At 54.8% G+C, this 13158-nt stretch carries 15 protein-coding genes; 8 read left to right on the forward strand and 7 right to left on the reverse strand.

Features of this window, described 5'->3' with window-relative positions; translation table 11 throughout:
* Positions 1-194: 194 nt before the first annotated feature.
* Positions 195-755, reverse strand: coding sequence for a D-glycero-beta-D-manno-heptose 1,7-bisphosphate 7-phosphatase (gene gmhB, locus IBT54_RS12995; RefSeq protein WP_033781943.1), 561 nt, complete (start codon positions 753-755; stop codon positions 195-197).
* 189 nt (positions 756-944) lie between these two features.
* Here gmhB and metN point away from each other — a divergent pair, with 189 nt between their 5' ends.
* From metN to proS, 6 genes are all read left to right on the forward strand, one after another.
* On the forward strand, positions 945-1976 hold the full coding sequence (gene metN / locus IBT54_RS13000) for a methionine ABC transporter ATP-binding protein MetN (protein ID WP_033731647.1): 1032 nt from the start codon (positions 945-947) through the stop codon (positions 1974-1976).
* Complete coding sequence (locus tag IBT54_RS13005; protein ID WP_009091958.1) at positions 1969-2622, forward strand: methionine ABC transporter permease MetI; 654 nt, start codon at positions 1969-1971, stop codon at positions 2620-2622. Before metN ends, IBT54_RS13005 begins: the two co-directional genes overlap by 8 nt.
* 34 nt (positions 2623-2656) lie before the next feature.
* Positions 2657-3472, forward strand: a complete 816-nt coding sequence (locus IBT54_RS13010) for a MetQ/NlpA family lipoprotein (protein ID WP_013356861.1) — start codon at positions 2657-2659, stop codon at positions 3470-3472.
* 128 nt (positions 3473-3600) lie between these two features.
* The gene (gene rcsF / locus IBT54_RS13015; protein WP_013356860.1) at positions 3601-3999 is read left to right on the forward strand and encodes an Rcs stress response system protein RcsF; all 399 of its coding nucleotides are present in this window, start codon (positions 3601-3603) and stop codon (positions 3997-3999) included.
* Positions 3996-4700 carry a tRNA (N6-threonylcarbamoyladenosine(37)-N6)-methyltransferase TrmO gene (gene tsaA, locus IBT54_RS13020; RefSeq protein ID WP_061061669.1) on the forward strand — a complete coding sequence of 235 codons (705 nt, stop codon included), beginning with the start codon at positions 3996-3998 and terminating at the stop codon, positions 4698-4700. Before rcsF ends, tsaA begins: the two co-directional genes overlap by 4 nt.
* An 89-nt stretch (positions 4701-4789) precedes the next feature.
* A complete protein-coding gene (proS, locus tag IBT54_RS13025) occupies positions 4790-6508 on the forward strand; it encodes a proline--tRNA ligase (RefSeq protein ID WP_013356858.1) in 1719 nt (572 codons plus the stop codon).
* A gap of 118 nt (positions 6509-6626) precedes the next feature.
* On the opposite strand, the gene arfB is transcribed toward proS, so the two are convergent.
* The gene (gene arfB / locus IBT54_RS13030; protein ID WP_095707659.1) at positions 6627-7037 is read right to left on the reverse strand and encodes an alternative ribosome rescue aminoacyl-tRNA hydrolase ArfB; all 411 of its coding nucleotides are present in this window, start codon (positions 7035-7037) and stop codon (positions 6627-6629) included.
* Between the two features lie 217 nt (positions 7038-7254).
* Between arfB and IBT54_RS13035 the strand changes: the two genes are divergently transcribed.
* Entirely contained in the window at positions 7255-7455 is a 201-nt protein-coding gene (locus tag IBT54_RS13035) for a YaeP family protein (protein ID WP_003852623.1), read from the forward strand.
* Positions 7442-7702: a Rho-binding antiterminator gene (gene rof / locus IBT54_RS13040; protein ID WP_013356856.1), complete on the forward strand. Its 261-nt coding sequence runs from the start codon at positions 7442-7444 to the stop codon at positions 7700-7702. Before IBT54_RS13035 ends, rof begins: the two co-directional genes overlap by 14 nt.
* A 40-nt stretch (positions 7703-7742) precedes the next feature.
* Here the strand turns inward: rof and IBT54_RS13045 are convergent, their stop codons facing one another.
* The 5 genes from IBT54_RS13045 to accA form a co-directional block, all read right to left on the reverse strand.
* Positions 7743-8051: a cytochrome c gene (locus IBT54_RS13045; protein WP_013356855.1), complete on the reverse strand. Its 309-nt coding sequence runs from the start codon at positions 8049-8051 to the stop codon at positions 7743-7745.
* A 2-nt stretch (positions 8052-8053) separates the two neighbouring features.
* The gene (gene tilS / locus IBT54_RS13050) at positions 8054-9370 is read right to left on the reverse strand and encodes a tRNA lysidine(34) synthetase TilS (protein ID WP_201252266.1); all 1317 of its coding nucleotides are present in this window, start codon (positions 9368-9370) and stop codon (positions 8054-8056) included.
* A 52-nt stretch (positions 9371-9422) separates the two neighbouring features.
* Positions 9423-9812 (reverse strand): VOC family protein, encoded by a 390-nt coding sequence (locus IBT54_RS13055; protein ID WP_013356853.1) that lies wholly within the window; start codon positions 9810-9812, stop codon positions 9423-9425.
* A gap of 64 nt (positions 9813-9876) precedes the next feature.
* Entirely contained in the window at positions 9877-12027 is a 2151-nt protein-coding gene (locus IBT54_RS13060) for a lysine decarboxylase LdcC (protein ID WP_201252267.1), read from the reverse strand.
* 169 nt (positions 12028-12196) lie between these two features.
* Positions 12197-13153 carry an acetyl-CoA carboxylase carboxyl transferase subunit alpha gene (gene accA / locus IBT54_RS13065; RefSeq protein WP_013356851.1) on the reverse strand — a complete coding sequence of 319 codons (957 nt, stop codon included), beginning with the start codon at positions 13151-13153 and terminating at the stop codon, positions 12197-12199.
* Positions 13154-13158 lie beyond the last annotated feature (5 nt).

Consider the following 13158-nt stretch of genomic DNA (forward strand, 5'->3'; position numbering starts at 1 on the left):
GCTTTCCTCCTGCAGAGTCAACCTCTTTCTCAGAAGTTTTTCTCCGGCGGCCCAGTCTCCTGTGCCTCTCAACCCGTTTCCCGTTGCCGGTTTGCCGTGTCAGTGGAGGCGCATTATAGGGAACGGCTCAGATAGCGCAAGTGCAAATTGAGACTTTTTTGCTGTTCGTCTGAAATTTGCACAAAAGCGCCGTTTTAGCCGTGTTTAATGCGTGCTGGCAGCTCTGCGAGGCTATTAATCACCCAGTCTGCTGCAGCTTCACCTTCAGCCGTGACGGGTTTACCGCTACGCACCAGCACTTTGGTGCCAACACCGGCAGCCTTTCCTGCCAGCATATCTTCCAGCTTGTCGCCCACCATATAAGAAGCAGCCATGTCAATATGCAGCTCTTCCTGTGCGGTCAGCAGCATGCCTGGCTGTGGCTTACGGCAGTCACATTCCTGACGGAACTCTTCTACTGTTGCTTCGGGATGGTGAGGACAGAAATAGATGCCATCAAGGTCGACGTCGCGATCGGCCAGCGACCAGTCCATCCACTCTGTCAGACGCATAAAGGTATCTTCGGTAAACATACCGCGCGCTATGCCAGACTGATTGGTCACGACCACCAGCGCATATCCCATTGCCTTCAGTTGCTGCAGCGCTTCAATTGTGCCGTCAATAAACTGGAAGTCATCGATCTCATGAACATAGCCACTGTCGACATTAAGGGTGCCATCACGATCAAGAAAAATAGCGGGGACTTTATTCGCCACGTAGAAACTCCTGCTGTAAAAATTGCCGATCAGTATCGCATGATTGCTATAAAAGGGAGAATGTCAGATTGAATCACTTCCATTGATTCAGACGTCTGGATGCCTTAACATCCATCCAGCTTTTATAGCGATTAAAAGTGACGAGGCTTCCCACACCACGGACAACGCAACACGATAATTAATAACATAATGATTAAACTAGAAAATATTACTAAGGTGTTTCAGCAGGGCTCGCGGACTATTCCAGCATTAACGGATGTCAGCCTGCACGTGCCTGCCGGACAGATTTATGGCGTTATCGGCGCTTCCGGTGCCGGTAAAAGTACATTGATTCGTTGTGTGAATCTGCTGGAGCGCCCCACTTCAGGCCGCGTACTGGTCGACGGAGCCGATCTGACTGCACTTAATGAGCGTCAGTTAACCCAGGCGCGCCGCCAGATTGGCATGATCTTCCAGCACTTTAACCTGATGAACTCACGCACTGTCGCGGGCAACGTTTCTCTGCCACTGGAACTCGGTAATCTCTCCCGCGCCCAGATCAACGCTCGCGTTACTGAGCTGCTGGAACTGGTGGGATTGTCCGATAAACATGATGCCTGGCCTGCCAATCTCTCGGGCGGTCAGAAGCAGCGTGTCGCGATTGCCCGTGCGCTGGCCAGCAATCCTAAGGTTCTGCTGTGTGATGAAGCCACCAGCGCACTGGATCCCGCAACAACCCGCTCTATTCTGGAATTGCTGAAAGATATCAACCGCCGGCTTGGACTGACGATTCTCCTGATCACGCATGAGATGGATGTGGTGAAACGCATCTGCGATCAGGTTGCGGTCATCAGTCACGGTGAGCTGATCGAGAAAGATAGCGTCAGTGAAGTGTTCTCACACCCTAAGACGCCGTTAGCACAGCAGTTTATTCAGTCGACTCTGCATCTGGATATTCCGGATGATTACCAGCAGCGTCTTTCAGCCACGGCCGCTGAAGGCACCGTGCCCCTGCTGCGACTGGAGTTCACCGGTAAATCAGTTGATGCGCCGCTGCTTTCCGAAGCGGCCCGCCGTTACAACGTGAATAACAACATTATCAGTGCCCAGATGGATTACGCCGGTGGTGTGAAGTTCGGCATTATGCTGGCCGAAATGCACGGCGCAGAAAGCGATACGCGCGAGGCGATAGCCTGGCTGAAAGAGAATCATGTGAAAGTAGAGGTGCTAGGTTATGTCTGAAGCGATGATGTGGTTGCTGGGACGGGGCGTATGGGAAACGCTGATGATGACCTTCGTCTCAGGCTTTTTCGGTTTTGTACTGGGCCTGCCGGTCGGCGTTTTACTTTATGTCACCCGTCCAGGGCAGATTCTACAGAATCAGGGGCTGTACCGCGTGCTCTCCGCGCTGGTGAATATCTTCCGCTCCATTCCTTTCATTATTTTACTGGTCTGGATGATTCCTTTTACCCGCGTTATCGTTGGCACCTCCATCGGACTGCAGGCAGCCATCGTGCCGCTGACCGTTGGCGCTGCACCGTTTATTGCGCGTATGGTTGAAAATGCCTTGCTGGAACTGCCTACCGGTCTGATTGAAGCATCACGTGCCATGGGCGCTACGCCAATGCAGATCGTCCGTAAGGTCCTGCTGCCGGAAGCGATGCCGGGCCTGGTGAATGCAGCCACCATTACCCTGATTACGCTGGTCGGTTACTCTGCCATGGGTGGCGCAGTGGGTGCCGGTGGTCTGGGTCAGATCGGCTATCAGTATGGTTATATCGGATACAACGCCACGGTGATGAATACGGTATTGGTGTTGTTAGTGGTTTTGGTGTATCTCATTCAATTCTGTGGCGACCGCATCGTGCGTGCAGTGTCCCATAAGTAAGCCAGCAATCTCACATTATTAAGAAGGAAAGGATATGTCTTTCAGATTCAAAAAAATTGCCGCTGTGGGTGCACTGATTGGCGCGATTGCGCTGGCAGGATGCGATCAAAAAGAGAAAGACGCAAACCACATTAAAGTGGGCGTCATTGTCGGTGCTGAGCAGCAGGTTGCTGAAGCCGCACAGAAAGTGGCTAAAGAGAAGTATGGTCTGGACGTTGAGCTGGTCACGTTTAACGACTACGTGCTGCCGAATGAAGCGCTGAGTAAAGGCGATATCGACGTCAACGCCTTCCAGCACAAACCGTATCTGGATCAGCAGATCAAAGATCGTGGTTACAAGCTGGTTTCAGTGGGTAACTCTTTCGTCTACCCAATCGCGGGCTATTCGAAGAAGATCAAGTCACTGGATGAGCTGCAGGATGGCGCACAGGTTGCCATTCCGAATGACCCGACCAACCTGGGTCGTACGCTGCTGCTGCTGCAGAAAGTGGGGCTGATCAAACTGAAAGATGGCGTGGGCTTGCTGCCAACCTCACTGGATATCACTGAGAATCCTAAGCATCTGAAAATCGTTGAGCTGGAAGCACCACAGCTGCCGCGCTCATTAGACGATCAGCAGATCGCACTGGCCGTAATCAATACCACTTACGCCAGCCAGATTGGCCTGACCCCGGCTAAAGATGGCATTTTCGTCGAAGATAAAGATTCACCTTACGTGAACCTGATTGTTGCCCGCGAAGATAATAAAGATGCGGAAAACGTGAAGAAGTTCGTTCAGGCTTACCAGTCTGACGAAGTGAACGAAGCCGCTAACAAAGTCTTTAACGGCGGCGCGGTTAAAGGCTGGTAATTCAGCTATTCATCTCCTTAAGGGCGACGCTATGTCGCCCTTTCTGTTATTGGGTACCCTGCCCGACTTGTTATTTATTCCCGTCCTTGTTTCAATAACGCCACTTTTTGAAACCTGAGGATGTTGCCATGCGTTTTTTACCGCTCTGCTTGTTAGCATTGATGCTGACAGGGTGTGTTCATGAGTATCACCCGATAAGCAGCGCACCGTCCCGGCCGCAGCAATCCAGCCAACCGACCCGCAAACCCGTGGTACGACCGGCCCCGGTTAAGCTCTATACCGATGCCGCCGATCTGGTCAGCAAACCGTTCCGCGATCTGGGTGAAGTCTCCGCTGAAGATTGCCAGATCAGTAATCAGAACTCCCCGGCCAACATCGCCACAGCACGTAAACGTCTGCAGATCAAAGCCTCACAGATGAAAGCCAATGCGGTGCTGCTGCATCAGTGTGAAATCGTCACCGGCACGCCGGGCTGCTATCGTCAGGCCGTCTGCCAGGGTTCAGCGCTGAAAGTCAGCAATCAATGAGTGAATTCGCCTTTGCGCAAATTGGGGTAATCCGTTCACCGTGGAAAGAGAAGTTTGCCGTGCCGCGCCAGCCAGGTCTGGTGCAGGATGGCGGCGGCGAACTTCACCTGCTGCCCCCCTACAATCAGCCGGAAGCCGTTCGCGGGCTGGAAGACTTCAGTCACCTCTGGCTGCTGTTTGTCTTCCATCAGACGATGGCGGGCGGCTGGCGTCCTACGGTTCGCCCTCCCCGGTTGGGCGGCAATGCGCGCATGGGTGTTTTTGCGACACGTTCAACGTTCCGTCCTAACCCGATTGGTATGTCGCTGGTTGAACTGAAAGGGATCAGGATTGAAAAACAGCAGGTAATCCTGCAGCTTGGCAGTCTGGATCTGGTCGATGGCACGCCGGTGGTAGATATCAAACCTTATCTGCCCTTTGCTGAAGCGCTGCCTCATGCGCAGGCCGGGTTTGCTCAGACGGCACCGGCGGCGGATATGCCGGTTCGCTTCTCCGCGCTGGCCCAGCAACAGCTTCAGCAGCAGTCGCGCTACCCCAATCTCGCACGCTTTATCAGTGAGGTGCTGGCACAGGACCCTCGTCCCGCTTACCGTCAGGGTGAAACGCAGGAGCGGGAATATGCGGCCTTGCTGATGGATTTTAATGTACGCTGGCGCATTGACGATGCCGGTACTGAAGTGATCGCTATCGACCCGCGTTAAAACCCGCTTTTGAGCCGGTGATCTCGCTGGTACACTAGCCGCCAGCAAAATTCTGTCTGTGACTTTCCGATCAACTGGAACCGTAATCAATGCGTACTACTCAATATCTGCTCTCTACTCAGAAAGAGACGCCTTCCGACGCTGAAGTGATCAGCCACCAGCTGATGCTGCGCGCCGGTATGATCCGCAAACTGGCTTCTGGCTTGTACACCTGGTTACCGACCGGTGTTCGCGTGCTGAAGAAAGTCGAAAATATCGTGCGCGAAGAGATGAACAACGCGGGCGCGGTTGAGATTTTAATGCCGGTTGTGCAGCCCGCCGACCTGTGGCAGGAGAGCGGTCGCTGGGAGGAGTATGGCCCGGAACTGTTACGTATTGCCGATCGCCACGAGCGTCCTTTCGTGCTGGGTCCGACGCATGAAGAAGTAGTCACTGACCTGATCCGCAATGAGCTGAGCTCTTATAAGCAACTGCCGCTCAACCTGTATCAGATTCAGACCAAATTCCGTGATGAAGTGCGTCCACGCTTTGGCGTGATGCGTTCACGCGAGTTCATCATGAAAGATGCTTACTCATTCCACGTTTCACAGGAGTCGCTGCAGGAAACGTATGATGCGATGTATCGCGCCTATAGCCAGATCTTCAGCCGTATGGGCCTGGATTTCCGTGCCGTGCAGGCCGACACCGGCTCTATCGGCGGCAGCGCATCACATGAGTTCCAGGTGCTGGCGCAGAGCGGTGAAGATGATGTGATCTTCTCTACCGATTCTGATTACGCCGCCAACATTGAGCTGGCCGAAGCTGTCGCCCCCGCCGGTGAACGTGCCGCGCCGTCGCAGGAGATGCAGCTGGTCGAGACGCCAGACGCAAAAACCATCGCGGAGCTGGTTGAGCAATTCAGTGTGCCTGTTGAAAAGACAGTGAAAACGCTGATTGTTAAAGGTGCTGAAGAGAGCGGTCATGCACTGGTTGCCCTGCTGGTTCGCGGCGATCATCAGCTGAATGAGATCAAAGCAGAGAAATCAGCTATCGTTGCATCACCGCTGGTGTTCGCGACGGAAGAAGAGATTCGTGCTGCTGTAGGAGCTGGTCCGGGTTCCATTGGACCGGTAGGTCTGCAGATGCCAATCATTGCTGACCGTACCGTGGCGAAGATGAGCGACTTCAGCGCCGGTGCCAACGTCGATGGTAAGCATTATTTCGGCATTAACTGGGAGCGCGATCTGCCGCTGGCGAGCGTGGCGGATATCCGTAACGTGGTCGAAGGCGATTTAAGCCCGGATGGCAAAGGTACACTGCAGATTAAACGCGGCATCGAAGTGGGTCACATCTTCCAGCTCGGCACTAAGTATTCTGACGCGCTGAAAGCCTCCGTTCAGGGTGAAGATGGCCGTAATCAGGTGATGAGCATGGGCTGCTACGGCATCGGCATCACCCGCGTGGTTGCCGCAGCCATTGAGCAGAACCATGACGATCGCGGCATCATCTGGCCAGATGCACTGGCACCGTTCGAGGTGGCGATTCTGCCGATGAATATGCAGAAATCGTTCCGCGTTAAAGAGCTGGCGGAAGAGCTGTATGCCACCCTGCGTGCTAAAGGCGTTGAAGTTATCCTGGATGACCGTAAAGAGCGTCCGGGCGTGATGTTCGCAGATATGGAACTGATCGGTGTGCCACACACCATCGTCATCGGCGACCGCAATCTCGACAATCAGGAGATTGAATATAAATCACGTCGCGCCGGTGAGAAGCAGATGATTAAGCAGGATGAAATCGTTGATTTCCTGCTGAAGGCTCTGAATAAGTAAGCTTTGAAGGAACGGTCAGATGCCTCTCCTGAGGGGCGTCTGATAGCTGAAGAGTTTGCCCGGTTGCTTTGAGACCGGGCCTGCCCAGGAAACAAACGCTCCGCCTGCGGGGCGTTTTTTATTGCACCCTGCCGCGCATCGCTTTCGTCGAACTGCGTCGCGCTTTTCCTTCCAGACGCCGCTCTTTCGAGGCGCGGGTCGGGCGCGTGGCGCGCCGGGCTTTTTCGACAGTGCTCAACTCCTGGATCAGATTGACCAGACGCTGCAATGCCGCTTCACGATTCATTTCCTGACTACGATACTCCTGCGCCTTGATCACCACCACGCCCTCACCGGTAATCAGATGATGGCTGGCGGTGAGCAGCCGCTCTTTATAAAACGCAGGCAGTGAAGAGGCCGCAATATCGAAGCGCAGATGAATGGCGGTACTGGCTTTGTTGACATGTTGTCCGCCCGCCCCCTGGGCACGAATCGCCGTCAGCTCGATCTCACTCTCCGGAATCTCAACCGAACGGGATAGCATAATCATTAGCGCGCTCCCCACACCTTAATCACGTTGACCTCCGATAACCTGTTCATCAAATTAACCTTTTGTGCTCTGATTCATTCCGTCTCAGACAGCGGAATCTGTCACTTTAGCAGTGATTCGCGCACTGATCCTGCTTTACGCAGGCTGATTTCCTCTAAATGGCTATGATATAGTCGCCAGTTAACCAGAGTATTTACGCTCTGCTGAGGAGGGCCACGTGCAAAATTATTGTGAGTTAGTTCGCCGGAAATATGCCGAAATCGGCAGCGGGGATTTAGGTTACATACCGGATGCGATTGGCTGCGCATTAAAGGCGCTTAATGATATTGCCGCAAATACTGAGCTAAACTCTTCTGTCAGGGAACAGGCGGCTTACGCCGCTGCTAACTTATTGGTGAGCGACTATGTTGATAAATGAAGCGTACCAACCTATCAATTGCGATGATTACGATAATCTGGAGCTCGCCTGCCAGAACCAATGGATGCTGTCGCTGGAAATGAAAGATGGCGAGCAGCTCAAGGCAAAGGCTAAAGAGATCTTCTCACGCAAGAATGTGGAATATCTGGCTATCGATCTTTCCGGTGAGCATCGCGAATTACGTCTCGACCATATCGCCAGCTTTACCCATCCCGAACTGGGTACGGTCGTGGTCAGCGCAGAGTAATCCACGTATTCCGGGCGGGACCTTCCCGCCCTGTTAAACGTCAGGGCTGTAACGAACCGTAGTATGCCGCCAGATCCGCCATATCACTATCGCTTAATCCCGCCACAAACGCCTTCATGACCTCAGCCTGACCGCCACTGCGTTCGCCCTTTTTGTACGCCTGCAGCGCATGCTCCAGATAAGGGGCGTGTTGTCCTGCCAGGTTTGGGTAGAGCGGCACCGCCGCTTTGCCCGCTGCGCCATGACACGCCATGCAACTGGCCGCTTTTTCTGCGCCGCGCTGCGCATCACCCGCCGCCCATGCCGGTAATACGGCGGCCACTAAACAGACGATAAGCCATTGCTTCATTGTTATTGCTCTCCTGAGCGGGATGCCCTGTCCCAAATTATCTGCCAGCCCTGCTGATCACTGGTCGCGCCCGCGTGTGTGACAAAGAGATTCGGCACATAGACCAGCGTCTGGTTATAAAAAATTAACGGCAGCCGTTCTCGCTGCCACGGCGGTATCTGTAACTCCTGCCACAGCTTTTTCATTTCTCTTCCGCCATTGCGGCCCACCAGATGGACCTGACCCTGCGCATGGAACCGCACGCTGATCTGCTCATCCGGCAGAGGATAGCGCAACAGGCTCTGCGACATGCTGGCACGCAGCGTACCGAGGTTCTGCGGTAATGACAGCGGCTGGCGGATATCGGGCCATGCCAGCTCGGTGTCGCGCAGCGATGTGAATAACGGCAGCCAGTAGAGTTGCTGACGGAAACGACGCAATTCAGCCTGGCCGAAGCGTAGCCGGGGCTGTGCATCTTCCCGGCTCGCCATCACTTCATCGCGAATACGCTTCAGCGCATCCCGCGATGGCATCGCTCCACCCTGTCCGGCGATCCAGCGGCGCAATAACGCGTTAGCGCGCAGCGTGCTCATGTTCATTAAAGGTGGAAAATAGAGGCTGCCGTCAGGCTGGATCAGCTCGGCCAGTTGCCCGGCAAGCAGCTCATCCAGTAACTGCTCCTGCTCACTGCACAATGCCGCACTTCGGGCAGTTGCCTCAGCAAAATGGGGCCAGCGCTGATTAAGCTCAGGCAGCAGCCGCTGGCGGAGGAAGTTACGATCGTAGCGAAGATCCTGATTACTTTCGTCATCTATCCACACCAGCTGATGGACGTCGGCATAAGCTTCCAGCGACTGTCGCGACTGATTCAGCAGCGGACGCACCAGCTGATGCGTACCCAGCATGCGCGATAAAGGCATTGCTGCCAGCCCGGCCGGACCACTGCCGCGCTTCAGCGCCAGCAGAAAGGTTTCACACTGATCGTCGAGGTGCTGCGCGGTAAGCAATATCTCGCCCGGCTTGAGCGCGGCGCTCAGCGCCTGATAACGGGCGGTGCGGGCAGCTGCTTCAATCCCATTTTCCCTGCCATCCACCGTCACGCGCAGCACGTCACATCTCAGCTGCCACTGTTCGCATATCGTCTGGCAATGGGCGGCCCATGCATCGGCATTTGGGCTGAGACCGTGATGTACATGCAACGCCCGCAGGTGCGACTGAGGATGCTGCTGCTGCCAGCCGAGAAGCTGATGCAGCAACACCGTTGAATCGAGTCCGCCACTGAATGCGACTACCAGCGCGGCATCAGGTTGCAACAGGGCGTCAAAAGCGGGCAAAGGCATGGCAGAATCCGGATAATCGGGCGACCGAATGTCGCCCGCTGAGCGCGCTATTTTACGCCTGATAAAGCTCCAGCGGCAAACCATCCGGATCGGCAAAGAACGTGCATTGTTTACCGGTCAGTTCATCAATGCGAATCGGCTCGCAGACAACGCCTTTATCGGCCAGCGTCGCAACGGCAGCGGCCACATCGGGCACGGTAAAGGCCAGATGACGCAGGCCACACGCCTCGGGATGACTGACGCGTGCTGGCGGCGCGGGAAAAGAGAACAGCTCAATGGTATAGCGATCCTGTAAGGCCAGATCCCCTTTCCAGGAGTCACGCGCCTCGCGGTAAACTTCGCCCATCAGACGAAAGCCCAGCACGTCGCAATAGAACGCTTTGCTGCGCTGATAGTCGGAGGCGATGATGGCGATGTGGTGAATAGCGGTTAACTGCAACATAGTGAATTTCCTGATTGGGGCAGGCTGTCCGCAGACCGCCCGCCACTGATAGTCATTTAAAGGGTTACGCGAGGTCGTTTTTCAGTACGCGGACGCGATACTCGCCCTCTTCCGTCAGGCTGGCACCGTGAATATCGGTTTCGAATCCCGGGTAGTGCCGGCCGATGCTACACAGCATCAGCAGAAAATCGAGCACCGCACGGCTCTTTTCGGTAATCATCTCGCCCGGCATTACCAGAGGAACGCCCGGCGGATAAGGCAGGATCATGTTGGCCGACACCCGCCCGACCAGTTCGCTGAGGTCCACCGTTTCGATGTTGCCCTTCACCTGCTGCTGAAACGCCTGATGCGGCGTCATCTTCATTTCGGGCAGGACATCAAATGCCTGCAGCATCAGACGCGGCAGATCGTGATGGCGGATCAGCTGATGGATCCCCTGCGCCAGCGTCTGAATGCGCATATTGCGATAGAAGTCGGGATCTTCAGCGTAGAGATCCGGCAGCATGTTTTTCACGCGCAGATTGAGATCATAGGCGCGTTTAAACTCAGTCAGACCGCGCAGCACGCTCATCGCTTTGGTTTTGTCAATGCCGATGCTGAACAGGAACAGCAGGTTATAGGGGCCGGTTTTCTCCACTACAATGCCGCGCTCATCGAGAAACTTCGCTACCAGCGCGGCCGGGATCCCTTCTTCTGCCATCTCACCCAGTTCGCTCATGCCTGGCGTCAGGATAGTGACTTTGATCGGATCGAGGTACATGTGATCGCGATCGGCCTGCGTAAATCCATGCCACTCTTCTTCGCCGGGCTGGATCGCCCAGCATTGTGCTTCGTCAATCTGTTCCGGCTGCCAGATATCGAAGAACCAGCTGTCAGACTCTTCGCGCAGGCGCTGGATTTCCCGACGGAAGTGCAAGGCACGTTCCACCGAGCGATTGATCAACCGCTTACCGGGGTTACCGCGCAGCATGGCGGCGGCAGTTTCAATGGAGGAGACAATAGCGTAATTGGGTGAGGTGGTGGTGTGCATCATGTAGGCTTCGTTAAACGTCTGTTCGTCGTAGTCGCCTTTAATGTGAATCATGGAGGCCTGCGAGAACGCCGCCAGCAGTTTGTGGGTCGATTGCGTCTCATATACCACCTTGCCCGGAATACGATCGCCACTCATGCCGCTTTTACCGGCATAAATCGGATGGAAATTGGTATATGGCACCCAGGCCGAATCGAAATGAATCGACGGCACATCCAGCGTCTCTTTAATGTACTGGGTGTTGTAGAGCAGCCCATCGTAAGTGGAGTTGGTGATCACCGCATGCGCTGGCCAGGTAGCGCGATCGGTGGTCGCGATCTTCTGCGTAATGCTCTCGCGGGTGAACTCGTGCTTCGGGATACCGCCGAGAATCCCCAGCGCATTGCGGGTCGGCTTCAGCCAGATGGGGACCAGATCGCTCATCATCAGCAGATGAGTGAGAGACTTGTGGCAGTTGCGATCGATCAATACGGTGCTGCCCGCCGGTGCCGCATACATGCCGACAATTTTATTCGAGGTCGAGGTGCCATTGGTCACCATGTAACTCTGCTCGGCGCCAAACGTGCGTGCGATGTACTCTTCCGCTTCAAGGTGCGGGCCGGTGTGATCCAGCAGCGAACCCAGCTCGGTCACTGAAATAGAGATGTCCGACTTCAGCGTATTGGCCCCGAAGAAGTCGTAGAACAAACAGCCTACCGGGCTTTTCTGAAATGCGGTACCCGCCATATGGCCCGGCGTGCAGAAGGTGTACTTGCCCTCTTTCACATAGGTGAAAAGTGCTTTGGTCAGCGGTGGGGTAATGTGGTCGAGATAGTCATCGGTATACTGCCGGATATGCAGCGCGATATCGTCGGCGGCATTCAGCGCATATTCAAAAAAGTGCAGTGGCATGCGCATCTCATTGATGCTGATGTCCATCTGCGAGTGGGTATTGATAAAGGCATACAGCGGCAGGTATTCATTGAGCTGATTAATCTCGCCGCAAAGTTCCGGACTGTTGTGCGCGTCCCAGTCGAAGATCACGCCACTGATACGCGGATTGTGTTCGATCAGCTTCAGCAGATCGTCACTGTTTTTCGGGTAAAGCAGCTGGAAGCCTTGCAGATTTAACGCCGCGTCGAGTTCGCGTAACGGTTCATCTTTATAAAACACGCCGTGCGCGCCCATGATCGCCAGAATATTCAATGCCCCTCTCCCTGATTGTTGTGGAACCGGACAAGCATAACCGCTAACTCAGGGAAGGTGTAGCAAGGGGACGATCAGATGAGGCTGAAAGGCGTCAGACCGCGTGCGGGGGCTGAACTGGCGGCATAAAAAAAGCGGACCGGAGTCCGCTTTTATGGATGAGCTAAAATCAGGCGTAGCCGTAGCTCATCAGACGCTGATAACGACGATCCAGCAGCTCTTCGGTGGTTAATCCATCGAGGTCGGCCAGGTCAGCCAGCAGCTGCTGCTTGAGTGACTGCGCCATATCCACCGGACGGCGATGTGCGCCACCCAGCGGCTCAGGGATCACGGAGTCAATCAGCTTCAGCTCTTTCAGACGATGCGCGGTAATGCCCATCGCTTCGGCGGCCAGCGGCGCTTTGTCAGCGCTTTTCCACAGAATGGAGGCGCAACCTTCTGGTGAGATCACTGAATAGGTGCTGTACTGCAGCATATTCACTTTATCACCCACGCCAATCGCCAGCGCGCCACCTGAACCGCCTTCACCGATGACCGTACAGATCACCGGCACTTTCAGGCCAGACATTTCACGCAGGTTGCGGGCAATCGCTTCAGACTGCCCACGCTCTTCCGCGCCCACGCCCGGATAAGCACCCGGTGTGTCGATGAAGGTGATGATTGGCATTTTGAAACGTTCAGCCATCTCCATCAGGCGCAGCGCTTTACGATAGCCTTCCGGTGCAGGCATGCCGAAGTTACGGCGAATCTTCTCTTTAGTTTCACGGCCTTTCTGGTGCCCGATGATCATCACCGGACGTCCATCAAGACGCGCAATCCCGCCGACAATCGCTTTGTCATCCGCATAAGCACGGTCGCCCGCCAGCTCATCGAAATCGTCGAAAGCGTTGCGAACGTAGTCAAAGGTGTAAGGACGTAAAGGATGGCGTGCCAGTTGAGCAATCTGCCATGCGCCCAAATCGGCGAAGATTTTACGGGTCAGCTCAACGCTTTTCTCACGCAGACGCTGAACTTCTTCATCCAGATTAACGTGTTTATCATCCTGACGACCAATTGAGGTCAGCGAATCAATCTTCGCTTCCAGTTCTGCAATTGGCTGTTCAAAATCCAGGTAATTAAGACTCATAATGT

The organism is Pantoea sp. S62, assembly GCF_016658625.1.
Lineage (GTDB): Bacteria > Pseudomonadota > Gammaproteobacteria > Enterobacterales > Enterobacteriaceae > Pantoea > Pantoea vagans.